The following is a 24,372-nucleotide window of genomic DNA, read 5'->3' on the forward strand; positions in this document are numbered from 1 at the left end:
GGCGTGGTTGCCGTGAACCGGGTTTTCGCCGCGCAGCTCGCCGGGCTGCCCGTCTTCGGGCCGGACGGCGAGTCGATCGGCAAGGTCCGCGACCTGGTCATCGGGTTGCGGGTGGACCGGCAGCCGCCGCGGGTGCTCGGGCTGGTCCTCGAACTGGCCACGCGGCGGCGGATCTTCGTGCCCATGCTGCGGGTCACCTCCATCGAGCCCAACGCCGTGACGCTGGCCACCGGGTCGGTCAACCTGCGCCAGTTCCACCAGCGCACCAACGAGGTCCTGGTGGTCGGCGAACTCCTCGACGCCCGCGTCCGCCTCGACTCCGGCGCGTCCGCCGTCCTGGTCGACGCCGCCATGGAACCCACCCGCACCCGCGACTGGCGGATGAGCCGGGTCGCCGTCCGCGAGCGCACCGGCCGCCTGGCCCGCCGCGGGCCGGTGCAGGTGCTGCGCTGGGAGGAGATCTCCGGCCTGTCGGTCACCGAGCTGGCGGGCCAGCCGCAGGGCGCGCAGCACCTGGTGGCGGTGTTCGAGACGATGCGCGCCGCCGACGTGGCGCTCGCCCTGCACAGCCTGCCCAGCAAGCGCCGGTACGAGGTGGCCGAGGCGCTGGACGACGAGCGGCTCGCCGACGTGATCGAGGAGCTGCCCGAGGAGGACCAGAAGGACCTGCTGGCCCACCTCGACGAGGAACGCGCCGCCGACGTGCTGGAGGCGATGAACCCCGACGACGCCGCCGACCTGCTGGGCGAGCTGCCCGAGACCGAGAAGGAGCGGCTCCTGGAGCTGATGGAGCCCGAGGAGTCCGCCCCGGTCAAACGCCTGCTGGAGTACAGCTACGACACCGCGGGCGGCCTGATGACGCCCGAACCCGTCGTGCTCGCCCCGGACGCCACGGTCGCCGAGGCCCTCGCGCACGTGCGCAACCCGGACCTGACGCCCGCGTTGGCCAGCATGGTGTTCGTGTGCCGCCCGCCCACCGCCACCCCGACCGGCCGGTACCTGGGCTGCGTGCACATCCAGCGGCTGCTCCGGGAACCGCCGTCCGACCTGGTCGCGGGCGTCCTGGACACCGACCTGACCACGCTCACCCCGCGCGCCACGCTCAGCGACGTCACCCGCTACTTCGCCACCTACAACCTGGTGTGCGGACCGGTCGTGGACGAGGACGACCACCTGCTCGGCGCGGTCACCGTGGACGACGTGCTGGACCACCTGCTGCCGGACAACTGGCGGGAAACGGGGCTCACCCATGCCTGAACTGCTGCCGCGCCGCCGGCTGGACCAACCCCGCCGCCCCGGCTTCCGGTTCGAACTGGACCCCGAGGCGTTCGGCCGCTTCTCCGAGCGGCTGGCCCGGTTCCTCGGCACCGGGAAGTTCCTGTTCTGGCAGACCCTGATCGTGGTCGTGTGGATCACGCTGAACCTGGTCGCGGTCAACCTGCGCTGGGACCCGTACCCGTTCATCCTGCTCAACCTGGCGTTCTCCACCCAGGCCGCCTACGCCGCGCCGCTCATCCTGCTCGCCCAGAACCGGCAGGACGACCGCGACCGCGTGTCGCTGGAGGAGGACCGGGCCCGCGCCGCCCAGACCAAGGCGGACACCGAGTACCTGGCCCGCGAGCTGGCCGCGTTGCGCATCGCGATCGGCGAGGTCGCGACCCGCGACTACCTGCGCAGCGAACTGGACCGCGTCTTCCGCGAGCGCAAGCGCCCGAACCTCAAGGACGACCCGCGCTGGGACGACGTCCCGTCGTAGGGCGTTCCCCGCCTAGGGCGTCGCGTCGGGGTCGGACGCCAGGCGGTCGCAGGAGCGGCCGAACGCGTCCAGCTCCGCCCGGTCGAACACTTCGGCGAAATGGCGCACGACACCCGTGAGATGGGTGCCCGAGGCTGTTCGGAGGCGCTCCAACCCCAACGGGGTCAGCACCGCCACCACGCCGCGGCCGTCGCCGTCGGCACGTTCGCGCAACACCAGGCCCGCGCGCTCCAACCGGTCCACGAGCCTGGTCACCCCGGAGCGGGACAGCAGGACGGCGTCCGCCAGCTCCGTCATCCGCAGTCGGTACTGCGGCGCCTCGGCCAGCTGCACGAGGACGTCGTAGGCCGCGAGCGAGAGTCGCTGCTCGGCGATCAGTTCGGCTTCCAGGATCCGAGTGAGCCGCGCATGGGCCCGGAGGAAGGATCGCCACACACCGAGCTCGGATCGGGTGGGCAACCGGGCACTTCCGGTTTCCGGCACGGATAGCAATGTTACGGAAAGCACGCAACCGGCTGCGCCCAGCCCCGTTGAAGCAGGTGACCAACCGGTAGCTTGGAGGGACGCGGCCCCGCCGTAGCATGGCGTTCTACCCCGATCGAAGGCGATCCAGTGACGACGCAGACCCTCCCCACCGTTGACGACGTGCACAAGGCGCTGGCCGGCGTGCAGGACCCGGAGATCCGGCGACCCATCACCGAACTGGGCATGGTGAAGTCGGTCACCATCACCGACGGGGTCGTCGACGTCGCCGTGTACCTGACCGTCGCCGGCTGCCCGCTGCGCGACAAGATCACCGCCGACGTGACCGCCGCCGTCTCGGCGCTGGAGGGCGTCCGCCAGGTCCGCGTGGAGCTGGACGTGATGAGCGACGCCCAGCGCACCGAGCTGCGCAAGACGCTGCGCGGCGGCGTCGAGGAGCCGGTCATCCCGTTCGCCCAGCCGGGTTCGCTGACCCGCGTCTACTGCGTGGCGTCGGGCAAGGGCGGCGTCGGCAAGTCCAGCGTGACGGTGAACCTCGCCGTGGCGATGGCCCAGCGCGGGCTCTCGGTGGGCGTGGTGGACGCCGACATCTACGGCCACTCGATCCCCCGCATGCTGGGCACCGAGGCCCGCCCGACCCAGGTCGAGAAGATGATCATGCCGCCGCAGTCGCACGGCGTGAAGCTCATCTCCATCGGCATGTTCACGCCCGGCAACACCCCGGTCGTCTGGCGCGGCCCGATGCTGCACCGGGCGTTGCAGCAGTTCCTGGCGGACGTGTTCTGGGGCGACCTGGACGTGCTGTTGATGGACCTGCCCCCCGGCACCGGCGATGTCGCCATCTCGGTGGCGCAGCTCGTCCCGAACGCGGAGATCCTGGTCGTGACCACGCCCCAGCAGGCGGCGGCCGAGGTCGCCGAGCGCGCGGGGTCGATCGCCCTGCAGACGCGGCAGCGCGTGGCGGGCGTCATCGAGAACATGTCGTGGCTGGAACTCCCGGACGGGACGCGCATGGACGTGTTCGGCGAGGGTGGCGGCCAGGCGGTGGCCGAGTCGCTGACCCAGGCGGTGGGCGCCGAGGTGCCGCTGCTGGGCCAGGTGCCGTTGGACCCGCGCTTGCGGGAGCAGGGCGACGCCGGCACCCCGATCGTCCTCGCCGAGCCTTCTTCCACCGCCGCTCAGGTGTTGACTTCTGTCGCTGCCAAGCTTTCTGTTCGTTCTCGTGGTTTGGCCGGCCGTTTGCTCAACGTTTCTCCCGCTGGTCGCTGATTTTCCTTCACGCGCTTCGCGCTGGGTCTTCGGACGCGCTTCGCGCTCTCGGGATTTTCGCGCTGGCGCGCTCTCAAGCGTGACGCGCTGGCGCGCTCTCAAGATAAAAGCGCCTCGCCGGCGGGCAGGCCCCCGGGGGTGGAAGGGCGTCGGTTCGTCCCCCGCACGGCCTGCCGGAGGCAACCACCCTTTGGTCTATTCCGCAACCGGAAAAGCTGGTTGCGGAATAGACCAAAGCGCGGTTGGGCTGCGCCCAGGCCGTACGGGGGACGAACCGAGGCCCTTCCTGTGGCTAAATAGCCAAAAGGGGCGCCTTCGGCGCCAAGGGCCGGGTCGGTTGAGCCCCACACCGGCAGGCCCCCGACCTCCGTGCCCACCTGCACACCCAGGCGCTCCGCGCGAAGCGCGGCTCTTCCTTTGGGCTATTTAGCCAGAGGAAGGGCCTCGGTTCGTTCCCCGTACGGCCTGGGCGAAGCCCAACCGCGCTTCACCGTTCTTTGCAACCACGCTTTACCGGTTGCAAAGAACGGTGAAGGGTGGTTGCCTCTGGCAGGCCGTACGGGGAACGAACCGACGCCCTTCCACCCCGGGGGCCTGCCCGCCGGCGAGGCGCTTTTAATCTTGAGAGCGCGTCAGCGCGTCACGCTTGAGAGCGCGAAGCGCGTCGAAGAAGCGAAGCGTGAAGAATCAAGTGGCATCGGGGTCAAAAGGAGGACGCTCCCCGTGCTGCAAAGGCCGCTCCTGAGCAACAGAAGGCCCCTGCCCGGCAGCGGGATACCCGTTCGGCTTGGAACCGCCTGAACCGCCACCGAGAGTGCCGTTGCTGGGCACGTCATCCCACAAGTGCTTGGTGATGGCCCGCTTCGGGTCGAAGTTGCGGAGTTCCCGCAAGTCCTCCAGGGGCTTGCGCAGCGACTCGAATTCCGGGCCCATCTCCTGCTTGAGCTGGTCCCGTGCGCCGGTCGCGTACTCGCGGACCTGGCGGATGGTGCGGCCCACCCAGGCCGCCGCGGACGGGAGTCGTTCCGGGCCCAGGATGAACAGGCCCGCGACGATGATGATGAGCAGCTCAACCCAGCCGATGCTGTCAAACACAGTGCCCGCCTTCGCTCCGCACCACCCACGCCGACGCCCACGAATGAGCCACCAGCCAGCCTAGCCGTCAGTCGGACCGCAGCGTCACCTGCACGGTCAGCTCCCGGCCCTGCCGGGCCAGCACGACCGGAACCGTTTCCCCGATTTCGTGGTCCCGTACCGCGACCGTCAACTCCGCGGCGTTGCGCACCAGGCGGTCGCCGACGCGGGTGATCACGTCGCCCTCCTCGATGCCGGCCGCGTCGGCCGCGCCGCCGTCGGGGACGTTCTGGACGCGCGCGCCTTCCGCGGTCTCGGCGGCCACCGAGCTGACGTTGATGTTCATGTCCGCGTGCTTGACCTGGCCGTCGCGGATGAGGGCCTGGGCGATCTTGCGCGCGTAGTTGCCGGTGATCGCGAAGCCGAGGCCCACGGAACCGCCGGTCTCGGTCCGGATGGACGAGTTGATGCCGACCAGCGCACCGGACGAGTCGACCAGCGCGCCGCCGGAGTTGCCGGGGTTGATGGCCGCGTCGGTCTGGATGGCGTCGTAGGTGACCTGAGGGCCGCCGTTCTCGCCGGCCGCGGTCACGGGGCGGTGCAGGGCGCTGACGATGCCCTCGGTCACGGTGTTGGACAGCGACAGCGGCGAGCCGATGGCCAGCACCGTGTCGCCCACCGCCAGGTCGTCGGAGTTGCCGAACTGGAGCACGGTCGCGCCGTCCACCTGGACCTTGATCACCGCGAGGTCGGTCTTGGAGTCGCGCCCGACGATCTGGGCCACGGCCCGCTTGCCGTCGGTGAACACCACGGTCAGCTTGGCCGACGTGTCCTGCACGGCCGGCGCGACCACGTGGTCGTTGGTGAGCACGTACCCGCCGCCGTCGATGACGACGCCCGAGCCGACGCCCGCCACGTTCGCGCCCTTGAACTCGATCGACACCACGCTCGGCGTCACGCGCTTGGCGATGTCGGCGACCGACCCGACGGGCCGCTCCTTGCCCGGCTGGACCTCGGCCAGCGTCACCCCGCTGTCGGTCAACGGGTTGCCCGCGCGCCCGAACAGCCAGCCGACGACGCCACCGGCCGCGCCCACCAGCAGCGCCACCACCAGCAGCAAACCCAGCGCGGTCGGCTTCACGCGGCGGCCGAACAACAGCTCCGGGATGCTCAGCTGCGGCCCCGGCTCGGCGACGGCCTTCTTCTCGACCTCGGGCTCCTCGGTCACCGCCGGCGGTCCGATGACCGCGCCGGCGCCCGGGTCGCGCCACGCGTCGCCCGCCGCCTTGCCCTCCCAGAACACGGGCTCGACCTCGGGCTCGCCGTTCAGGTCCACGGGAGGCCGCTGGAGCAGCTCACCGGTCCCCTGCGGACGGCCGAACGCGGTGCTCAACGCCTCGGGTGGCGGCGGAGCGAGCTGGACGCCGCCGTTCAACACGGGCCGGTCGGCGGAGAACGCGCCGTCCACGCCCTGGGGACGGCCGAAGACGAACGCCTGACCGGGGTCGACGGCAGGCCGCTGGAGGGGACGCGGCGCGAGCCTGCGGTGCGCCCCGTCGTCCACGCCGGACCTGGGGGTCCCGTTGCCCTGCTCCGGCCCGGCCTGTTGTGGCTCGCTCATCGCTCCCCGCACGTCGGTGATGCCCGGTGTTGCGGGGCCCATCGTGCCCGGTGACCGGTGAAGTTGTCGTCAGCGAGCCGGCAGGTGGTCCGCGGCGGGACCGGTACCGCTCAACAGCCCCACGCGCTCCTCCACGAGCGGCGCCACGGCGGGCGGCGGGGGCGGGTTGCCGGCGGCGGGTGAGGGCGAGGGCTCCTCACTGCCCGGCACGACGAGTGCCAGAGCGCCGAGCATCAGGCCCGACACGACCACGCCGGCGCCTTGCCGGGCCCGCCGGCCGCCGAACCGGCTGCCCGTGCCGAAAGGGCGGCTCGACCCCAGCACGGGTCCGCTGCCGAACGCCACGCGGTCGGGCCGCTGCACGGCCACCAGTTGGCCGTCCTCGGTCACCGCGAGTCCGTCGGGCGCGCTGGGCAGCTCGACCTCCTGCGGGATCGCGCCCAGCCGGGCCAACAGGCTCTCGGGGGCGGACGGGGTCGCCGCGGCGCGCACGGCGGAGCGCGCCTGCTGCTGCGAGTAGGCCTCCGCGGCGCAGAACGGGCAGCGCGCCAGGTGCGCCGCCGCACGGCTGTGGGCCGAGGCCGACAGCTCGCCGTCGACGAAGGCGACGACCGCGTCGGGCAGCAGGTGCTGCTCGGGCAGTCCCCAACCTCGCAGGTCGGTCATGCAGAGTCCTCCCGAACGAGACCCCGACGGCGTTCCAGTGCGGCACGCAGGGCCTGGCGGCCCCGGTGGATCCTGCTCCTCACCGTACCCAGTTTCACGCCGAGGGTGGCGCCGATCTCCTCGTAGGACAGCCCTTCGACGTCGCACAGCACCACGGCGGCCCGGAAGTCCGGCGGCAGCTCGTCCAGCGCCGCCTGCAGGTCGGGGTCGAGGTGGGTGTCGTGGTAGACCTGCTCGGGGCTCGGGTCGTCGCCCGCGAGCCGGTCGGTGTCCTCGGGCAGGCCCTCCATGCGGAACTTGGAGCGGCGGCGGGCCATGTCGAGGAACAGGTTCGTGGTGATGCGGTGCAGCCAGCCTTCGAACGTGCCCGGCTGGTAGGACGCGAGGGACCGGAAGACGCGGATGAACGTCTCCTGGGTCAGGTCCTCGGCGTCGTGCTGGTTGCCGGTCAGGCGGTAGGCCAGCCGGTAGACCCGGTCGGCGTGGTCACGGACGACCTGGTCCCACGTCGGCACGATCCATTCCGTGTCGTCGATGGGCGCGGTGGCGGTGTACGGCTGCGTTGGCATCGTGCGGTGAAGCACCTCCAGTGGGCCGGGCTGCCCTGCTGCACGGTTCAACGCTTCCTGCGGCGAGCGTGTTCCCGTGTGTCCTGCTCTGCGAGGACCGGGCCAACACCCGCCCTCGCGTGCCCCCAGCATGCTGGGCTCGCTTATAACCATCGTGAGAGTCGCCTGAGAGCACGCTGAGAATTCCGGTTCACGGGACATTCACCCGCTCAGCCGCGTCCGGCGTTAACCTCCGTGCTGTGGATGCGCCGCTGCGCGAGTACGTGGAGCGTTACCTGCCCGAGGACGCCGTCGTCACGGCCGCCCGGGCGCGTGGCGAACAGCTGGGTTGCGTGCCCATCGGCGCCGGTGGCGGCGCGGCGCTGCGCTTCCTGGCCACCGCCTTGCGGGCGAAGGCCGTGGTCGAGGTCGGCACGGGCGCCGGCGTGGGCGCGTTGTACCTGCTCAGCGGCATGCCCGCGGCGGGGATCCTGACGTCGATCGACGTGGAGCCGGAGCACCAGCGGGCGGCGCGCAAGGCGTTCGCCGAGGCCGGTGTGGGCGCGTCCCGGACGCGGTTGATCATGGGCCAGGCGCTGGACGTGCTGCCGCGGCTCACCGACGGCGCGTACGACCTGGTGTTCGTGGACGCGGCGAAGACCGAGTACCCGAAGTACCTGGAAGAGGCGGTGCGGCTGCTGCGGCCGGGCGGGGTGGTGGCGTTCGACAACATCCTGTGGAGCGGGCGGGTGGCCGACCCGTCGCACCGCGACCCGGACACGGTGGCCCTGCGGGAGGTGGCCCGGTCGGTGCGGGAGGACGACCGCCTGGTGCCGGTCATCCTCCCGTTGGGTGACGGCCTGCTGGTCGCGGCGAAGGCCTAGCCGCCGAACCGCGCCCGGTACTCCGACGGGCTCAGCCCGGTCCGCCGCCGCACCCGCGCCCGCAGGTTGGACGGCGACCCCAGCCCGGACCGCCGCGCGACCACGTCCAGCCGGGTCTCGCCGCGTTCGAGCAGGGCGCAGGCGAGGTCCACCCGGGCGGCGGTCAACCAGGCGAGTGGCGTCGTGCCGACCTCCTGCTGGAACCTCCGGTGCAGGGTGGCGGGGCTGAGCGCGGCGCGGGCGGCCAGCGCCGCGACGGTCAGCGGCTCGGCCAGGCGCTCGCGCGCCCAGTCCAGGAGGGGCGTCAGCGAGGTGTCCGGGACGGCCGGCACCGGCTGCTTGACGAACTGCCGCTGCCCGCCGTCGCGGTGGGCGGCGAACACCAGGCGTCGCGCCACGGTGTTGACGACCTCCGCGCCGTGGTCGAGGCGGAGGAGGTGCAGGCCGAGGTCCAGCGCCGCCGCGCTCCCGGCGGCCGTGTAGACGCGCCCGTCCTCCACGTACAGCACGTCCGGCACGAGCGTGACCTGCGGGAACAGCGATCCGAAGAGGTCCGCCCACCGCCAGTGCGTGGTCGCCGAGCGCCCGTCGAGCACCCCCGCGTGGGCCAGCGTGAACGCGCCGGTGCAGAAGCTGACCATCCGCGCGCCGCGCAGCGCCGCCGCCCGCACCGCCTCCAGCACCACCCCGGGCGGTCGGACCTCGGGGTCCGGCCGGTTCGGCACGATCACCGTGTCGGCGGTCGCCACGGCCTCCAGCCCCGGCACCCCGGTCAGCGTGAAGAACCCGTTGTGCATGGTCACCGGCCCGGGGGCGCACAGCGTGAACGAGTACCAGGGCCGGTCGCCCAGTTCCGGCCGGTCCAGGCCGAACAGCTCCGTCGCCACGCCCATCTCGAACGGGTTCGAGCCGGCGTCGACGACCATCACCACGCGGTGCGAGGAACCAGGCGACATGTGCGATTCCTAGCACTCACACCGTCGAGCGCACCACCGCGAGCATGGACGGCATGAACATCGACAAGGCCCTGGCGAGCTTCGATGAGCTGTGGAGCCCTCGGATCCTGGCGACCGTCAACGACTACGACGTCCGCGTGGCGAAGGTGAAGGGCGAGCACGTCTGGCACGCGCACGCCGACACGGACGAGTTCTTCCTCGTCCTGGCCGGTGAACTCGACATCGCCCTGCGCGACCGGACCGTGCACCTCAAGAAGGGCGACACCTTCGTCGTGCCGAAGGACGTCGAGCACAAGCCGTCGTCGGCGGAGGGCGCGCACATCCTGGTGATCGAACCGTCCGGGACGGTGAGCGTCGGGGACCGCCACGAGGAGGTCCCCGACCACGTCGACGTGACCACCGGTCACGCGCTCACGACGCCGTGACGCCCTTCCCCAGCACGGTCACCCCGCCCGCCGACACGGTGTAGCGCTGCCGGTCGGTGGCGTGGTCCACGCCGATCAACGCGCCGTCCGGCACGACCACGTTCTTGTCCAGGATCGCCCGCCGCACCACCGCGCCGCGCCCGATCCGCACGCCCGGCAGCAGCACGCTGCCCTGCACCACCGAACCGCTCTCCACCACCACGTCCGACGACACCACGGACCCGTGGATGGTGCCGGAGATGATCGACCCCGGACCCACCATGGAGTCCTCGGCGCTGCCGCCCGCGATGAACTTCGCCGGCGGCAGCGGCGGGGTCGCGGTCCGGATCGGCCAGGCCTGGTTGTAGAGGTTGAACACCGGCCGCACCGACACCAGGTCCATGTGCGCCTCGTAGTAGGCGTCGATGGTCCCCACGTCGCGCCAGTAGCCGCGGTCGCGCTCGGTCTCGCCGGGCACGACGTTGTCGGAGAAGTCGTAGACGTGCGCCTGGCCCTGGTCGACCAGCATGGGGATGATGTCGCCGCCCATGTCGTGGTCGGAGTCGGGGTTGGCCGCGTCCGCGCGCAACGCCTCGATCAGGGCCTCCGTGGTGAACACGTAGTTGCCCATCGAGGCGAAGGTGACCTCCGGGTCGCCGGGCACGTGCGGCGGCTCGGCGGGCTTCTCCAGGAACCGGGTGATCTGGCCGAACTCGTCGGAGTCGATGCACCCGAACGCCTTGGCCTCGGCGCGCGGGACCCGGATGCCCGCGACCGTCACGCCCGCGCCGGACTGGACGTGCTGGTCCACCATCTGGCCCGGGTCCATCCGGTACACGTGGTCCGCGCCGAAGATCACCACGTGGTCGGGCTTCTCGTCGTTGACGAGGTTCAGGCTCTGGAAGATCGCGTCGGCCGAGCCGGTGTACCAGCGGGGGCCCAGGCGCTGCTGGGCGGGCACCGGCGTCACGTACTGGCCGAGCACATTGGACAGCCGCCACGTGGTCGAGATGTGGCGGTCCAGTGAATGGGATTTGTACTGGGTGAGCACGCACAGCCGGACGAAACCGGCGTTGACGAGGTTGGACAGCACGAAGTCGACGAGCCGGTAGTTACCGCCGAAGGGCACCGCGGGCTTTGCCCGGTCGGCGGTCAACGGCCACAACCGTTTGCCTTCGCCACCGGCGAGGACAATTCCTAGTACATGCGGTTGCCCTTTCACGACAACGACCCTAACCGGGCGGGCACCGGGCCACCACGGCGAAGTAACGCAGACCCGCGCTGTTCACCCGGACGTCCGGGTGACCGGGGTTACGGTGGGCGGCGTGCGAATTGGACTGCTGACACGGGAGTACCCGCCGGAGGTCTACGGCGGCGCCGGGGTGCACGTCGGTTTCCTCGTGCCGAGGTTGCGGGAGCTGGTGGAGGTGGACGTGCACGCGTTCGGCGCGCCGCGCCCGGACGCGTTCGCCCACAACCCGGCGGCGTCGCTGGCGGGCGCGAACGCGGCCCTGGGCGTGCTGTCGGCGGACCTGGAGATCGCCGCCGCGCTGGGTGGCGTGCAGGTGGCGCACTCGCACACCTGGTACGCCAACATGGCCGGTCACCTGGCGAAGTTGCTGCACGGCGTCCCGCACGTCGTCACCGCGCATTCGTTGGAGCCGCGCCGGCCGTGGAAGGCCGAGCAGCTCGGGGGCGGGTACCGGGTCTCGTCGTGGGTGGAGCGCACGGCGTACGAGGCGGCGGACGCGATCATCGCGGTCAGCGACGGGATGCGCGCGGACGTGCTGGACTGCTACCCGGCGCTGGACCCGGCGCGGGTGCACGTGGTCCGCAACGGCATCGACACCGCCGAGTACCACCCGGTGAGCGAGACGGACGCGTTGGCGCGGCACGGGATCGACCCGTCCAAGCCGATCGTCACGTTCGTCGGGCGGATCACGCGGCAGAAGGGCGTCGGGCACCTCGTGGCGGCGGCGCACCGGATCTCGCGGGACGCGCAGGTCGTGCTGTGCGCGGGCGCGCCGGACACGCCGGAGATCGCCGAGGAGACCCGGCTCGCGGTGGCCGAGCTCGCGGCGGCGCGGCCGGGCGTGGTGTGGATCCAGCAGATGCTGCCGCAGGCGGACGTGCGGCAGATCCTGAGCCACTCGGCGGTGTTCGTGTGCCCGTCGGTGTACGAGCCGCTGGGGATCGTGAACCTGGAGGCGATGGCGTGCGGCACCGCCGTGGTGGCCTCCGACGTGGGTGGCATCCCGGAGGTGGTGGACCACGGCCGGACCGGGCTGTTGGTGCACTACTCGGCCGACGACGAGGCGGCGTTCCGGACCGGGTTGGCGGACGCGGTGAACGCGTTGCTGGCGGACCCGGCGAAGGCGCGGGCGTTCGGCGCGGCCGGGCGGGAGCGGGCGGTGCGGGAGTTCTCCTGGTCGACGGTGGCCGAGGAGACCGTGGCGGTGTACGAAACGGCCTTGTCACAGCCGATGTGATGTGCGTCACAGCAACAAAACGCAACCTGCGAGCGTTGTGACCACCTTTAACCAGTAGGGGATCGACTACTGGGGGTCATCATGAGGTGGGTTGTGCTCGCCTGCCTTCTCCTGGCGGGCTGCGGCGCCGCGCCGGCGCGGACGACGGCGTCGCAGGTGCCGCTCACCATCGGCGGCAAGCCGGTGGTGGACGCGCAGGGGTTGCAGATGCAGGCCGAGGCGGAGCTGAGCTACACGCTCAGCTTCGGTTTCGTGGCGCGCGCCGGTGACGCGGTGAGCTGCTGGTTCGCCCGCACCGGGGCGCAGGCGGAGGTGGACCGGCGGCTGTGGTGCGGGCCGGTCCAGGTGCCCGGCACGGCCGCGGCCACGGACTGGGTGCCGGTGCCGTTGAAGGAGGTCGAGCAGAACGACGGCGGCGTGCGGCTGGAGGTCCAGCCGCCGCAGGTGCCCGACCCGGGCAGCCGCAGCACACCGCTGGGCAAGCTCGTGCGCACCGACGGGCGGGAGGCGGACGCGGACCAGGGCGGGAAGCTCGCCGGGCCGGACTTCCTGGCCGTGCAGCCCGACGACGGCCGGGCGCTGCCCGAGGCGGCGGGCCTGGTGCGGGACGACCAGCTGGCGCTGGGGATCACCGGGTACGGCAGCCCGGAGGCGTGGTCCACCGAGAAGGGCGAGCTGCGCGCCGAGCACGGGGTCCGGCTGCGGGTGCTGCGGCTGTCGGTGGAGCGCCTGCGCGAGACGGACTCGGCGTTCCGCCAGGTGCCGTGGAGCGGGTGGCTGCCGCAACCGCCGGAGGCGGCGCTGCAGGTGCCGGGCAAGCGGCACCCGCTGCCGATGGACCGGTTGCCGGAGACGGGGTCGGTGTTCGTGGTCTACACCGTGCCCGACGCCGGCGGCCAGGAGGCGCTGGTGCTGTCCACGGTGGGGGCGAAGTCGTTGGAGCAGCGGGTGGAGGTGCCGTCGGGGGTCGCGCTGGGCGAGGTCTTCCCGGCCCTGCGCCGCCCGCCGGGCCCGGCGTCGGCGACACCCGCGGCGCACAAGCTGAAGGTCGGCGGGGCGGAGGGCGCGCTGGAGGTGCAGCGGGTGCGCCTGGGCAGGCAGCGACCGGTGAACGTGGACGGCCAGCAATACGGCCTGGCCACCGCGTCCGCACCGGACAAGGCCCTGCTCGAACTGCGCCTGCAGGGCCGAGACCTGCCCCAGACAGCGGGGGCGGCGCTGACCAAGGACCTGGTGGCGGTAACCCTGCCGGACGGCTCCCGCGCGCCACTGGTGGGGGCGCGCTACGGCGGCGACACGTTCCCGGTGGCCGTGGTGGTGGAGGTGCCGGCGGACGCGCGGTCGGTGTCGGTGGCGGTGACAGCGGGCACGGTGGACCTGCCCATCCTGGGCGCGACCCCGATCGAACCCGGCGACCCGGCGACGGTGCCACTGGACTTCTGACCAACGGACTGGCAGCCGGCAGGCAAGCCCGCGACCGGGGACGCGTGGCCGGCGCGCCCCCGACCCGCGATGGCCGGCCCGGCGGCTGGGCTCGGCGGCTAGCGGGCCGCCGAGCCGCGCTCAGCGGGACTGCGGCGGGCGGGTTCGCGCGCGGCGCGTTCATGGCGGTCGGGCTCCCGGCGGGCGGGTTCGCGGCTGGTGGGTTCGCGGCTGGTGGGTTCGCGGCTGGTGGGTTCGCGGCTGGTGGGTTCGCGGCTGGTGGGTTCGCGGCTGGTGGGTTCGCGGCCGGCGGGTTCACGGCGCGCGGAGTCCTGCCCGGCGTGCTCCCGGCCCACAGAACCACCGCCCGCAAGACCACCGCCCGCAAGACCACGGCGCGCAGAACCACGGCCGGCGGAACCACGACCGGCCAACACCACCGCCACCGCCGCGAGGGCGAGCCAGCCGACCACCAGCGCCACCAGGCCGGTCCACCCCCACCCCTGGTACGCGGTGCTGCCCGCCGTACCTCCAGCGCTGCTCCCCAGGTAGAAGGCGAACAGGTACGCGCCCGACGCCGGACCCTTAGCGGTCGCCCGTGCGCCCACCCACGCGCTGGCCACCGCGTGCACCGCGAAGAACCCGCCGGTGAACACGGCCAGCCCCACCCCCACCGCGACAAGGCTGTCCGGCACCGTCGCCAGCGCCCCCGCGGCGGTGACCGCCAGCGCCGCCAAGGCGATCACCGGCCGGCCGTGCCGGTCGGCCAACCGGCCCGCCACCGCCGAGCACGCACCGCCCGCCGCGTACGCCAGGAACACCAGGGAAGCCAGGCTCGGTGGCAGCGCCAGCCGGAACGCGACCACGTTGAACAGCGAGATGAACGCCGACACCCCCAGCACCGCCACGGCGTAGAGCGCGAGCAACACCGGGTCCGTCAGCGCCGAGCGCAAGCCGGCCTCGCGGCGGGACGTCGGCTTGCCCGCCGGCAGGTACGCGGCCGTCACCAGGGCGCAGGCCAGCGCGAACCCCGCCACCACCGCCAGCGCGCCGCGCCAACCGATCCAGTCCGTCCCGATCCCCGCGACCAGCCGGCCGATCATGCCGCCCGCGCTGTTGCCCGCGATCAACGCTCCGATCGCCGCACCGATCGCCGCGGCCTCGTCGGCGAGGTACGCCATGGCCACCGCCGGGATGCCGGCCGTCGCCACGCCCTGCAACACGCGCAGCCCCAGGAACACCGGGTAGCTGGGCGCGAGCGGCAGGACCAGGCCGATCACCGCCGCGAGCAGCACCGACCACACGATCACCCGCCGCCGCCCGACCCGTTCCGCCAGCACCGCGCACGGCACCACGGCCAGCGCCAACGCGCCCGTCGCCGCGCTCACCGCCAACGACGCCCCGCCCGGCCGCAGCCCGAACTCGGCCGCGATCTGCGGCAGGACCGGCTGCGGCGCGTACAGGACCGCGAACGTCGCCAAGCCGGTCGAAACGGTGGCCACGGTGAGGCGACTGGGCATGTTTCCGACGCTAAGCCATGCGTCCAATACGACGATTGACCACAATCCATACCGTGATGGATGAATTGGCACCCAAGCTGGCCGTGCTGCGCGCCCTCGCCGAGGAGGAGCACGTGACGCACGCGGCGGCGGCCGTCGGGGTGCCGCAGCCGACGGTCAGCCGGTGGCTGGCCGCCATGGGCGAGTCGCTCGGAGCGCCGCTCGTGGTGCGCAGCGGCCGGCGGGTGCGGCTCACGCGGGCCGGGCGGCTGCTGGCGTCGGCGGCGGACCGGGCGTTGGCCGTGTTCGAGGCCGGGCACCGGGCGGCGGTCGAGGAGGTGGACCCGTCGCGCGGGCTGGTCGCGCTGGGGTTCCTGCACCTGCTCGGGCGGTCGCTGGTGCCGGAGTTCGTGCGCGGGTTCCGGGAGGAGCACCCGCACGTGCGGTTCCGGCTGGTGCAGGACTCGCGGCAGGTCCTGCTGTCCCACCTGGAGGACGGGGTGGTCGACCTCGCCCTGGTCTCGCCGCCGCCGCGGGACGCCGCCTACGAGCACGCCGTCGTGCGCACCCAGGAACTGGTCCTGGTGCTGCCGCCCGGCCACCGGCTGGCCGGCCGGGACGCCGTCGAGGTCGCCGAACTGGCCGACGAGGAGTTCGTCGGGCTCGAACGCGGCTACGGTCTGCGCCAGATCACCGACGACCTGTGCGCGGCGGCCGGGTTCGCGCCCCGGCTCGCCTTCGAGGGCCAGGAGACCGAGACCGTCCGGGGCCTGGTCGCCGCCGGCCTGGGCGTCGCGCTGCTGCCGCACGCGGAGGGCCCGACCGGGCTGGTGGAACTGCCGCTGTCTCCCGGCGCGCGCCGGGAGATCGCCCTGGTGTGGCTCGCGGGCGTGCCGCTGCCACCGGCCGTGCAGGCGTTCCGGGACCACGTCCGGAACGCCTGAACGGGGTGCGCGAATGCGCGGCGTTAATTGAGCAACGCGGAAATTCTCCCGATCGAGGGATACGCGACACGATCGCGTGCAGCCGAATGCGGCGCTCTTCGCGCCGGGCCACGATGGGCGGGCAGGTCCGAATCCACGAGGAGGAATCCGTGCGCAACCTCGTCCGCCTGGTCGCGGCCACAGCGTTGTCCCTGCCCGTCGTCGTCGGCGCCGCCGGCCTCGCGTCCGCGGAATCCGCGGGCTACTACGGCGACCACGTCGGCGTCGGCCCGCTGGGTCTCCACGTCGACTACACGGACGCCCACTCCGGCGGCGGCGACGCCTTCTACCACAACGAACACCTGTACGCGGGCGACCTCGGGTTCCACTACCACCACATCGCGTCGTTCGCCGACGACGGCAGCGACCACCACGACGACGGCGCCGAGGCGGGCCACTTCCACGAATCGGTCGACGTGCACCCGCTCGGGTTCGACTACGATTCCGGCGCGAGTTACGCCGGGAACGACTGAGAATCCACCCGTTGGGGCGGAATCGGCGTCACCCGCGCCGATTCCGCTCAGCGGCCGTAGCGTTCCGCGAACTCCACGAGGGTGCGCGCCGCGAATCCGGTCGCGCCCGCCACCACTTCGTCGTAGTTCTTGTCCGACCGCGCCGGGCCCGCGATGTCCAGGTGCGCCCACGGCAGCCCGCCGGTGAACTCGCGCAGGAACAGCGCCGCCGTGATGCCGCCCGGACCGGGCGGGCACTGCCGCAGGTCGGCGATGTCGCTCTTGACGTCCTCGGCGTGGTCCTCCAGCAGCGGCATCCGCCACCAGGCCTCGCCGACCCGCGCGCCGGCGTCCGCGATCGCCGCCGCCACCGCGTCGTCGGAGGCGAACAGGCCGCCGGTCCGCACGCCCAGGCTGACCTTCATCGCGCCGGTCAGGGTGGCGACGTCCACCAGGACGTCCGCGCCCAGCTCGTCCACCGCGTAGGCGAGGGCGTCGGCCATCACCATGCGGCCCTCGGCGTCGGTGTTGGTCACCTCGGTGGTCAGGCCGCCGTAGTGCCGCACGACGTCACCGGGCCGGTAGGAGTCGCCGGACACGTGGTTCTCCGCGGACGGCACCAGGCCGGTCACCCGGACGGGCAGGCTGCGCCGGGCGATGGCGATCATGGCGGCGATGACGGCCGCGCCGCCGGCCATGTCCGTGCGCATCAGGTGCATGCCCTCGGCGGGCTTGACGGAGATGCCGCCGGTGTCGAACGTGATGCCCTTGCCGACCAGCACGACGTGCGGTCCGGTCTTCGCGCCCTCCCAGGTCAGGTGCACCATCCGCGGCGGGCGGGACGAGCCCGCGCCGACCGCCAGCACGCCGCCGAACCCGTTCTCGGCCAGCCACTTCTCGTCGCGGACCCGCACGCCCAGGCCGGGCACCGCGCCGGCCAGCTTGGCGGTGGTCGTGGCCAGCCACGCCGGGTCCTTGACGTTGGACGGGGCGTTCGCCAGGTCCCGGGTCAGGGCGGTGGCGGCGGCCAGGTCGGCGGCGACCCGCACCTGGTCGGCGTCCGCGCCCACCAGGCGCAGCGACTTGACGCGCTTGGGCGCGTCCTGCCCGGTCACCTTGAACCGGTAGCCGCCCAGCACCAGGCCGAGCACGAAGGACCGCACGTCGGCGTCGGGCGTGAGCAGCACGTCGAACGTGGTCGCGCCACCGGCCTCGACGTCGGCGTTCAGGGCGCGGACCAGGCCCGCGCCCGCCGTGCGCCAGTCGGCCGGGGTGCCCGAGCCGACGCCCAGCACCCAGCGGCCGGACAGCTTCGCGGTGCTGCCCGCCCCGCCGGTGACCTCGGCGGTGACCTCGACGTCAGCGCCGCCCGGACCCAGGACGACCGGCTCGCCGGGCGTCGCCAGCACGACCGCGCCCACGCCGCGGCGGACCGTTTCGGCCGCCTCGACGGCGACCAGGGGGGTGGGCAGGGGCAGGCGCACGGCAGGGTCCTCCAGGGCTTCGGGTCGGGGTCACGACGTAGCGATGCCCCGGTTCCACTGTGGAACCGGGGCGTCGACGATTCTCGCTCCGGCTAGGGTCAGCCAGCGGCTGCCTTGAGGGCTTCGCCCAGGGCGTTGGCCTCGTCCGCCGACATCTCGACGACGAGGCGCCCCCCACCCTCCAGTGGAACGCGCATCACGATGCCACGCCCCTCCTTGGTGACCTCAAGGGGACCGTCGCCGGTCCGGGGCTTCATGGCCGCCATCGCGTGCTCCCTCCGTCAACTTCTTCCCCGTCCGACCAGGGCCGGATACCGACCCATTCTCCCCTATGCGGACTCGGCGGCGAAACCGAACCGATCTTCTCGGGGTGGCGGAGAGTGGTTGACGATCTTGGTCAACGCCCAGTTCAGCGCCAGGATCGCCGTGCCACAACGATTTTCGCCGTGCTTTTTCCGCTGTCACCTGGTTGTGACCAATTCGCGGGCTGTGGCGTGTCGCGGGGTCGCCCTGACAGACTCGGAACCCGTGCGGGCACGTTCGGCGCTCTTCGACGTCTACGGCGGCCACCTGCGGGAGCGGGGTGGCGCCGCGACCATCGCCGCCCTCGTCCGGCTGCTCGAACCGCTGGACTTCGCGGCGCCCGCCGTGCGCACCGCCGTGTCCCGGACCGTGCGGCAGGGCTGGCTGGAGCCGGTCCGCCTGCCGTCGGGCCCCGGCTACGCGATGACACCCCGGGCGGAACGCCGGCTCGACGAGGCCGCCGCCCGCATCTACCGGACCCGGCCGTCCACGTGGGACGGACGCTGGCACGTGGTCGTGCTGGAGGAGCTGCCCGCGCGGGAGGCGCGCGACCGGCTGGCGTCCCCGCTGCAGCTGCTCGGCTACGGCGCGCTGGGCCCGGTGACCTGGATCGCGCCGCGCCCCTCCCCCGAGCTGGCCGACGTGCTGGCGGCGGAGGGTGTGGCGGCGAGCACGTTCCACGGGGAGCACGAGGGCTCGCCGGCCGCGCTGGCGGCGCGGGCGTGGGACCTGGAGACGCTGGGCCGCGACTACGCCCGGTTCGTCGCCGAGTGGGAGCCGGTGGTGTCCGCAGTGGACGGTTCGTCGCCGGCCGGGGCGTTCGCGGCGTCCCAGCGCTTCCTGCACGCGTGGCGGAAGTTCCTGTTCCGCGACCCCGGACTGCCCCGCGACCTGCTGCCGGAGAACTGGCCGGGCACCGCGGCGGCCGAGTTCTTCGACAAGCACACCGCACGGCTCGCGCCCGCGGTGCGCAAGTTCGTGGACGACAGCCTCGACTAGCCCGCATGGAGGTCCCACCCGTGTCCGAACTCCTCGTCGACGACGCCGACGGCGTTCGCACCTTCACCCTGAACCGGCCCGAGTCGTACAACTCGTTCACGGTCGCCCTGAAGGAGCGCCTGCTGGCGGCCGTCCAGGAGACCGCCGCGGACGAGGCGGTCCGAGCGGTGGTCATCACCGGGGCCGGCAAGGCGTTCTGCGCGGGCCAGGACCTGAAGGAGCACATCGCCCTGCTGGAAGCGGGCGACCCGGCCCCGCTGCACACCGTCGAGCAGCACTACAACCCGCTGGTCAAGGCCATCGTGGCGATGCCGAAGCCGGTGATCGCGGCGGTCAACGGCATGGCGGCGGGCGCGGGGGCGTCCCTGGCGTACGCGTCGGACCTGCGGGTGGCGGCGGCGTCGGCGAAGTTCCTGATGGCGTTCGCGAACGTGGGGCTGACGGCGGACTCCGGGGCGTCGTGGACGCTGCCGAGGCTGATCGGGCACGGGCGGGCGATGGAGATGATGCTGCTCGCCCAGCCGGTGGACGCGGCGGAGGCGCTGCGCATCGGCATGGTGAACCAGGTCGTGCCGGACGGCGAGGCCCTGTCCACGGCCCAGGCGCTGGCGCGGAAGCTGGCGGCCGGGCCCACGGTGGCCTACGCCAAGATCAAGGAGGCGATGGCCTTCTCGGGCGAGCTGGCGGCGGCGCTGGAGGTGGAGGCGCGGACCCAGGCGGAGGCCGGGGCGACGGCCGACCACCGGGAGGCGGTGGCGGCCTTCGTGGAGAAGCGGCAGGCCGACTTCAAGGGCCGCTGACGGGGTGGACGCGGGCCCGGCGGCGCGGGCGGGTCAGGCGGCCGTCGCCCGGAAGCAGGTCGCGATGTGGTCGTCGACCATGCCCGTCGCCTGCATCAGCGCGTAGCACGTCGTCGGGCCCAGGAACACGAACCCCCGCCGCTTCAGCTCCTTCGCCATCGCCTTGGACTCCGGGGTCACCGCCGGCACGTCCGCCATGGTCGCCGGGCGCACGTGGTCCTCCGGCGCGAAGGACCACAGCAGCTCGTCCAGCCCGCCGTCCAGGTCCGCCACCAACCGGGCGTTGTGGATGGCCGCGGTGATCTTCGCCCGGTTCCGGACGATGCCCGCGTCCGCCATCAGGCGCTCGAAGTCCTCCTCGCCGTACTCCGCCACCACCGACGGCTCGAAACCCGCGAAGGCCCGGCGGAAGTTCTCGCGCTTGCGCAGGATCGTGATCCACGCCAACCCCGACTGGAAGGACTCCAGGCACATCCGCTCGAACAGGGCCACGTCCCCGTGCAGCTCGACGCCCCACTCGGTGTCGTGGTACTCGATGTAGTCCGGTGTGCTGACGCCCCACGGGCATCGGTTCATCTGCGGTACTCCCGGGCGAACGAAGCGAACCTGTGCAGTGACCAGCGCACGCCCGGCGCGAACGCCAGCGCCAGCGCCCACGGCACGTCCTCCGACCACACGAACTCGCTGCCCGCCCCGCGCTCGACCACCCGGAACTCGGCGGTCCCGCGGACCAGGCGGCCGGTGTGCTCGACGGCGCAGCGGTGGGGCGGCTCCCAGGCCGTGATGCGCATGGTGTCGGTGAAACCGACCCCGCCCACGCCGGTGAACGCGGACAGCGACGAACCCGCGCTCCGGCCGTCACCGCCCACCACGCGGACCCGGGTGAGCAGCATCCACTCGCCCTGCCGCGCCCAGTCGGTCACGGCCGCCCACGTGGTCTCGGCGGGCGCGTCCACCCGGACGCTCAGCTCAAGCCGGGTCACGCTCGTCCTCCCGCTCGGCCTCCCGCTCGGCCTCCAGTTCCGCCACCCGGATGCGCAGCCGGGCGACCTCGGTGGCCAGCCGGTCCACCGCCCAGTCGACCTCGGTCATCTTGTAGCCCCGGAAGACCTGCTGGAACTGCAGGGCCCGGACGTCGTCGGCCGTGATGTCCTCGGCGGGCAGCCGCGTGGGCGACGCGCCGGGCGGCAGCGGCGCCAACTCCTCGCCGCGGCCGAAGACGAGCGAGGCGAGCAGGAACACCACCGCCGCCACGAGGACCATGACGAGGAGGTAGATGAGCGCGCTGGTCACGCGACGATCGTGACACACACCCACGACAGTTCGCCGTGAACGCCGGAGAACCGCCGGCTCACGCCGCGAGCGCCAGGCAGCGGCGGGCCATCGCGCCCAGCCGCACGCACATCGCCAGCGACACCAGCGACCCCGCCACCACCGGCGGCGAGAACAGCAGGACGCCCGGGCTCAGCACCGCCGTGCCGACCAGGATCGCCACGTACCCGGCCACCACGGCGGCCACCCCGCCCGCCGCGCACAGCCCCGCCCACCGGGCCAGCCGCGACGACCCGACCCCGCGCAGCGCCAACCGCCGCCCCACCAGCAACGCGCCCAGCGCCGCCCCGGCGACGACCCACGCGGTCGAGTCGTTGACCGTGGCCAGCAGCACGTACCAGCCGGGCACCGGGGTGTCCTCGCCGAAGTACAGCCCGAACCACTGCGCCCGGTTCAGCTCCCACATCAGGTGGGCCAGCGGCGGCAGCGACAGCAGCGTCCGCAGGGTGCGCGCGCCGTGGGCCAGGGCGAGCAGGCTCTGGTAGTCGCGGGCGATCACCGGCAGCGGGCCGAAGTCCGCGACCGCTCGCGCGCGGGCCTCCCGCTCGGGGAACCCGGCGGCCGACAGCGCCTCGGCCGCGTCCTCCAGGCTGTCGCGCGCCTCGGTGAGCAGGTCCGCCACCGCCCGCCGCGGTCCGCGCAGCCGATGGCCGAGCGCGGTCACGTAGTCGTCGATCACGTCCACGTCAGGCCGCCGAGAAGACCAGGCACCGGCGCGCCAGCACGGCCAGCCGCGCCATGACCGCGTACATCGCCACGGTCGCGAGGGCCACCGGCGGGGACAGCCCCAGCAGCCGCGACACGTCCACGCTCGCCGTGGCGGCGATGACGGTCAGGCTGCCCAGCAGCGGCGCGGCGACCGCGCCCACGGCGACCCCGCCCGCGAGCCGGGCCAGCGTGGTCGTGCCCACCCCGCGCCGGGCCAGCACCCGGCCCGCGACCAGGGCCAGCAGGACCGCGCCCGCCACGACCCACGCCACCGTGTCGTTGGCCCGCGCCACGACCAGGTACCAGCCGGGCAGCGGGACGTCCCCGTCCGGCCACCCGCCCATCCAGAACCGCCGGTTCAGCTCCCACAGCACGTGCACCAGCGGCACCACGACGAGCACCGTCCGCAGGGTGCGCGCGCTGTGCGCCAGCGCCAGCAGGCTCTGGTAGTCGCGGGCGATCACCGGCAGCGGGCCGAAGTCGGCCACCGCCCGGCGCTGCGCCGCCGCCGGGTCCAGGCCGCCGTCGGCGAGGGCCGCGGCGGCGTCGTCCAGGCTGTCGCGGGCTTCCGCGAGCAGGTCCCGCTTGAGCGGACCGGGGCCGCGCAGCCGCCGGTCCAACGCCGTCACGTACTCGTCGATCACGCCTGCTCCGGCCACGGCCCGCCCCCCAGCACTCCCTCGATCGCGGCGGTGAACTCCCGCCACGCCGTCCGCTCGGCCGCCAGCGCCCGCTGACCGGCCTTGGTCAGCCGGTACGTGCGCCGCTGCCGACCCCCCACGGTGCTCCACTCGCTGCTCACCAGGCCGGCCGTCTCCAGCCGGCGCAGCGCCGGGTAGACGGTGCCGGTGGGCAGGTCGAGCGCCCCGCCGCTGCGCACCTGCAACGCCTCGATGATCGCGTAGCCGTGCAGCTGCCTGCCGTCGAGCGTGGCCAGCAACAGCGCGTCGAGGTGGCCGCGCAGCGCGTCGGGCTTCATAGGTAGGCACTCTACGGGTCGCGGACCCGGGGGACATCGGGGACAACCCTGATTCACATGTTGCCTGCCTACATATACCGTCACTACCCATGGACACACTCGGGCTGGCCCGGCTGCAGTTCGCCGTGACCACCTCCTTCCACTTCCTGTTCGTGCTCCTCACGCTCGGGCTGGTCACGCTGGTCGCCGTCATGCAGACGCGGGCCACGCTGTCCGCCAACCCCGTGCACGCGCGGATGACCCGGTTCTGGGGCCGGCTCTACGTCGTCAACTACGCGCTGGGCATCGCGACGGGCATCGTCATGGAGTTCCAGTTCGGCCTGAACTGGTCCGGCCTGTCGCACTACGCGGGCGACGTGTTCGGCGCGCCGCTGGCCGTCGAGACGCTGGTGGCGTTCTTCCTGGAGTCCACGTTCCTCGGCCTGTGGATCTTCGGCTGGGACCGGCTGAACAGGTGGGTGCACCTGGCCCTGATCTGGCTGGTCACCCTCACCGCCTACGCGTCCGCGCTGTGGATCATGACGGCGAACGCGTTCCTCCAGCACCCGGTCGGCCACGAGGAGCGGGACGGCGTCCTGCGCCTGGTCGACTTCTCCGCCCTGCTGGGCAACCCGCTGTTCGGCACGGCCGTCACGCACGTCGTGTTCGCCGCGTTGACCGTCGGCGGCGTGTTCGTGGTGGGCGTGAGCGCGTTCCACTTCATCCGGCGCACGACCGAGGTCGAGTTCTTCCGGCGGTCGCTGCGACTGGGCGTGGTCGTCACCGCCCTGGCGACGCCGGCGGTGGTCGGCGTGGGCTTCGCGCAGTTCCCGATCCTCGGGGAGCACCAGCCGGACAAGGGCGAGGCGGCGGGCGCGGCGGGCGGCGCGGGGCTCGGGTTCATGATCCAGATCGGGTTCCTGCTGCTGCTCGCGAGCTGGGTCACCGTGCCGCTGCTGTTCCGCGACTGGGTCGTGAAGCTGAGGTTCCCGCTGTACCTGATGGTCGTCGGCATCCCGCTGCCGTTCATCGCGGCCATCGGCGGCTGGCTGTACCGCGAGCTGGGCCGCCAGCCCTGGCTGGTCTACGGGCTGCTGCGCACCGAGGACGCGATGTCGCACGCGACCCGGGACGGGATGTTGTTCTCCTTCATCGCTTTCACCGCCGTGTTCGCCGTGCTCGCGGTCGCGGACTGGGTGCTCATCGCCCGCCTGGCCAAGCGCGGCCCGGTCGAGGCGAGCGTCCCGGTCTCCCCGCTGGTCCCGGCTCTGTAAAGGGGGTT

General features: G+C 72.8%; 28 protein-coding genes. 12 read left to right on the forward strand and 16 right to left on the reverse strand.

Annotated elements, in window-relative coordinates:
• Positions 1–3 precede the first annotated feature (3 nt).
• Together AB0A74_RS24110 and AB0A74_RS24115 are read left to right on the forward strand one after the other, a co-directional pair.
• Positions 4–1,257, forward strand: a complete 1,254-nt coding sequence (locus AB0A74_RS24110; RefSeq protein ID WP_358252713.1) for a CBS domain-containing protein — start codon at positions 4–6, stop codon at positions 1,255–1,257.
• Positions 1,250–1,756, forward strand: coding sequence for a DUF1003 domain-containing protein (locus tag AB0A74_RS24115; RefSeq protein WP_358252715.1), 507 nt, complete (start codon positions 1,250–1,252; stop codon positions 1,754–1,756). Before AB0A74_RS24110 ends, AB0A74_RS24115 begins: the two co-directional genes overlap by 8 nt.
• Positions 1,757–1,768: 12 nt before the next feature.
• Here AB0A74_RS24115 and AB0A74_RS24120 read toward each other — a convergent pair whose 3' ends face one another.
• Positions 1,769–2,239, reverse strand: coding sequence for a MarR family transcriptional regulator (locus tag AB0A74_RS24120; protein ID WP_358252717.1), 471 nt, complete (start codon positions 2,237–2,239; stop codon positions 1,769–1,771).
• A 129-nt stretch (positions 2,240–2,368) separates the two neighbouring features.
• Here AB0A74_RS24120 and AB0A74_RS24125 point away from each other — a divergent pair, with 129 nt between their 5' ends.
• Positions 2,369–3,508, forward strand: a complete 1,140-nt coding sequence (locus tag AB0A74_RS24125; protein WP_358252718.1) for an Mrp/NBP35 family ATP-binding protein — start codon at positions 2,369–2,371, stop codon at positions 3,506–3,508.
• A gap of 687 nt (positions 3,509–4,195) precedes the next feature.
• Here AB0A74_RS24125 and tatB read toward each other — a convergent pair.
• The 4 genes from tatB to sigE all read right to left on the reverse strand — a co-directional run bounded on the left by tatB (position 4,196) and on the right by sigE (position 7,438).
• Positions 4,196–4,603 (reverse strand): Sec-independent protein translocase protein TatB, encoded by a 408-nt coding sequence (gene tatB, locus AB0A74_RS24130; RefSeq protein ID WP_358252720.1) that lies wholly within the window; start codon positions 4,601–4,603, stop codon positions 4,196–4,198.
• A gap of 67 nt (positions 4,604–4,670) precedes the next feature.
• Complete coding sequence (locus AB0A74_RS24135) at positions 4,671–6,203, reverse strand: trypsin-like peptidase domain-containing protein (RefSeq protein WP_358252722.1); 1,533 nt, start codon at positions 6,201–6,203, stop codon at positions 4,671–4,673.
• A 69-nt stretch (positions 6,204–6,272) separates the two neighbouring features.
• Positions 6,273–6,869, reverse strand: a complete 597-nt coding sequence (locus AB0A74_RS24140) for a zf-HC2 domain-containing protein (protein WP_358252724.1) — start codon at positions 6,867–6,869, stop codon at positions 6,273–6,275.
• A complete protein-coding gene (sigE, locus tag AB0A74_RS24145; protein ID WP_343932481.1) occupies positions 6,866–7,438 on the reverse strand; it encodes an RNA polymerase sigma factor SigE in 573 nt (190 codons plus the stop codon). The genes AB0A74_RS24140 and sigE overlap by 4 nt, the downstream gene beginning before the upstream one ends.
• A 239-nt stretch (positions 7,439–7,677) precedes the next feature.
• Between sigE and AB0A74_RS24150 the strand changes: the two genes are divergently transcribed.
• On the forward strand, positions 7,678–8,301 hold the full coding sequence (locus AB0A74_RS24150; protein ID WP_358252726.1) for an O-methyltransferase: 624 nt from the start codon (positions 7,678–7,680) through the stop codon (positions 8,299–8,301).
• Here AB0A74_RS24150 and AB0A74_RS24155 read toward each other — a convergent pair.
• On the reverse strand, positions 8,298–9,257 hold the full coding sequence (locus AB0A74_RS24155) for a helix-turn-helix domain-containing protein (RefSeq protein ID WP_358252728.1): 960 nt from the start codon (positions 9,255–9,257) through the stop codon (positions 8,298–8,300). The genes AB0A74_RS24150 and AB0A74_RS24155 overlap by 4 nt on opposite strands.
• A 53-nt stretch (positions 9,258–9,310) precedes the next feature.
• Here AB0A74_RS24155 and AB0A74_RS24160 point away from each other — a divergent pair, with 53 nt between their 5' ends.
• On the forward strand, positions 9,311–9,682 hold the full coding sequence (locus tag AB0A74_RS24160) for a cupin domain-containing protein (RefSeq protein ID WP_358252729.1): 372 nt from the start codon (positions 9,311–9,313) through the stop codon (positions 9,680–9,682).
• Here AB0A74_RS24160 and glgC read toward each other — a convergent pair.
• Positions 9,669–10,883, reverse strand: coding sequence for a glucose-1-phosphate adenylyltransferase (gene glgC, locus AB0A74_RS24165; protein WP_343932485.1), 1,215 nt, complete (start codon positions 10,881–10,883; stop codon positions 9,669–9,671). The genes AB0A74_RS24160 and glgC overlap by 14 nt on opposite strands.
• Before the next feature lie 103 nt (positions 10,884–10,986).
• On the opposite strand from glgC, the gene glgA reads away from it, so the two are divergent.
• The gene (gene glgA, locus AB0A74_RS24170; RefSeq protein WP_358252731.1) at positions 10,987–12,150 is read left to right on the forward strand and encodes a glycogen synthase; all 1,164 of its coding nucleotides are present in this window, start codon (positions 10,987–10,989) and stop codon (positions 12,148–12,150) included.
• A gap of 81 nt (positions 12,151–12,231) precedes the next feature.
• Positions 12,232–13,593, forward strand: a complete 1,362-nt coding sequence (locus AB0A74_RS24175) for a hypothetical protein (protein WP_358252733.1) — start codon at positions 12,232–12,234, stop codon at positions 13,591–13,593.
• A 98-nt stretch (positions 13,594–13,691) separates the two neighbouring features.
• On the opposite strand, the gene AB0A74_RS24180 is transcribed toward AB0A74_RS24175, so the two are convergent.
• Positions 13,692–15,092, reverse strand: coding sequence for an MFS transporter (locus AB0A74_RS24180; RefSeq protein WP_358252735.1), 1,401 nt, complete (start codon positions 15,090–15,092; stop codon positions 13,692–13,694).
• A gap of 56 nt (positions 15,093–15,148) precedes the next feature.
• Here AB0A74_RS24180 and AB0A74_RS24185 point away from each other — a divergent pair, with 56 nt between their 5' ends.
• Both AB0A74_RS24185 and AB0A74_RS24190 read left to right on the forward strand, forming a co-directional pair.
• Positions 15,149–16,015, forward strand: coding sequence for a LysR family transcriptional regulator (locus tag AB0A74_RS24185; RefSeq protein ID WP_358252789.1), 867 nt, complete (start codon positions 15,149–15,151; stop codon positions 16,013–16,015).
• Positions 16,016–16,164: 149 nt separating this feature from the next.
• Entirely contained in the window at positions 16,165–16,527 is a 363-nt protein-coding gene (locus tag AB0A74_RS24190) for a hypothetical protein (protein WP_358252737.1), read from the forward strand.
• A gap of 47 nt (positions 16,528–16,574) precedes the next feature.
• Here the strand turns inward: AB0A74_RS24190 and AB0A74_RS24195 are convergent, their stop codons facing one another.
• Both AB0A74_RS24195 and AB0A74_RS24200 read right to left on the reverse strand, forming a co-directional pair.
• Entirely contained in the window at positions 16,575–17,990 is a 1,416-nt protein-coding gene (locus AB0A74_RS24195) for a M17 family metallopeptidase (RefSeq protein ID WP_358252738.1), read from the reverse strand.
• Between the two features lie 98 nt (positions 17,991–18,088).
• Positions 18,089–18,256, reverse strand: a complete 168-nt coding sequence (locus AB0A74_RS24200) for a DUF3117 domain-containing protein (protein ID WP_343932490.1) — start codon at positions 18,254–18,256, stop codon at positions 18,089–18,091.
• Between the two features lie 262 nt (positions 18,257–18,518).
• Between AB0A74_RS24200 and AB0A74_RS24205 the strand changes: the two genes are divergently transcribed.
• Both AB0A74_RS24205 and AB0A74_RS24210 read left to right on the forward strand, forming a co-directional pair.
• Positions 18,519–19,292 (forward strand): PaaX family transcriptional regulator C-terminal domain-containing protein, encoded by a 774-nt coding sequence (locus tag AB0A74_RS24205; protein WP_358252740.1) that lies wholly within the window; start codon positions 18,519–18,521, stop codon positions 19,290–19,292.
• 5 nt (positions 19,293–19,297) lie between these two features.
• Positions 19,298–20,092 (forward strand): enoyl-CoA hydratase-related protein, encoded by a 795-nt coding sequence (locus AB0A74_RS24210; protein WP_358252742.1) that lies wholly within the window; start codon positions 19,298–19,300, stop codon positions 20,090–20,092.
• Between the two features lie 33 nt (positions 20,093–20,125).
• Here the strand turns inward: AB0A74_RS24210 and AB0A74_RS24215 are convergent, their stop codons facing one another.
• From AB0A74_RS24215 to AB0A74_RS24240, 6 genes are read right to left on the reverse strand one after another with little or no spacing between them, the layout of a single operon-like run.
• The gene (locus tag AB0A74_RS24215; RefSeq protein WP_358252744.1) at positions 20,126–20,668 is read right to left on the reverse strand and encodes a DNA-3-methyladenine glycosylase I; all 543 of its coding nucleotides are present in this window, start codon (positions 20,666–20,668) and stop codon (positions 20,126–20,128) included.
• Complete coding sequence (locus tag AB0A74_RS24220; protein ID WP_343932494.1) at positions 20,665–21,075, reverse strand: SRPBCC family protein; 411 nt, start codon at positions 21,073–21,075, stop codon at positions 20,665–20,667. Before AB0A74_RS24220 ends, AB0A74_RS24215 begins: the two co-directional genes overlap by 4 nt.
• On the reverse strand, positions 21,062–21,385 hold the full coding sequence (locus AB0A74_RS24225) for a DivIVA domain-containing protein (RefSeq protein WP_358252745.1): 324 nt from the start codon (positions 21,383–21,385) through the stop codon (positions 21,062–21,064). The genes AB0A74_RS24220 and AB0A74_RS24225 overlap by 14 nt, the downstream gene beginning before the upstream one ends.
• Before the next feature lie 58 nt (positions 21,386–21,443).
• Positions 21,444–22,109: a permease prefix domain 1-containing protein gene (locus AB0A74_RS24230; RefSeq protein ID WP_358252747.1), complete on the reverse strand. Its 666-nt coding sequence runs from the start codon at positions 22,107–22,109 to the stop codon at positions 21,444–21,446.
• Between the two features lies 1 nt (position 22,110).
• On the reverse strand, positions 22,111–22,776 hold the full coding sequence (locus tag AB0A74_RS24235) for a permease prefix domain 1-containing protein (protein WP_358252749.1): 666 nt from the start codon (positions 22,774–22,776) through the stop codon (positions 22,111–22,113).
• Entirely contained in the window at positions 22,773–23,111 is a 339-nt protein-coding gene (locus AB0A74_RS24240; protein ID WP_358252751.1) for a helix-turn-helix transcriptional regulator, read from the reverse strand. The genes AB0A74_RS24235 and AB0A74_RS24240 overlap by 4 nt, the downstream gene beginning before the upstream one ends.
• An 89-nt stretch (positions 23,112–23,200) precedes the next feature.
• Between AB0A74_RS24240 and AB0A74_RS24245 the strand changes: the two genes are divergently transcribed.
• Positions 23,201–24,364 (forward strand): cytochrome ubiquinol oxidase subunit I, encoded by a 1,164-nt coding sequence (locus AB0A74_RS24245; protein ID WP_358252753.1) that lies wholly within the window; start codon positions 23,201–23,203, stop codon positions 24,362–24,364.
• Positions 24,365–24,372 lie beyond the last annotated feature (8 nt).

It is taken from the genome of Saccharothrix sp. NPDC042600 (genome assembly GCF_040647305.1).
In the GTDB taxonomy this organism is placed as follows: Bacteria; Actinomycetota; Actinomycetes; order Mycobacteriales; family Pseudonocardiaceae; genus Actinosynnema; species Actinosynnema mutabilis.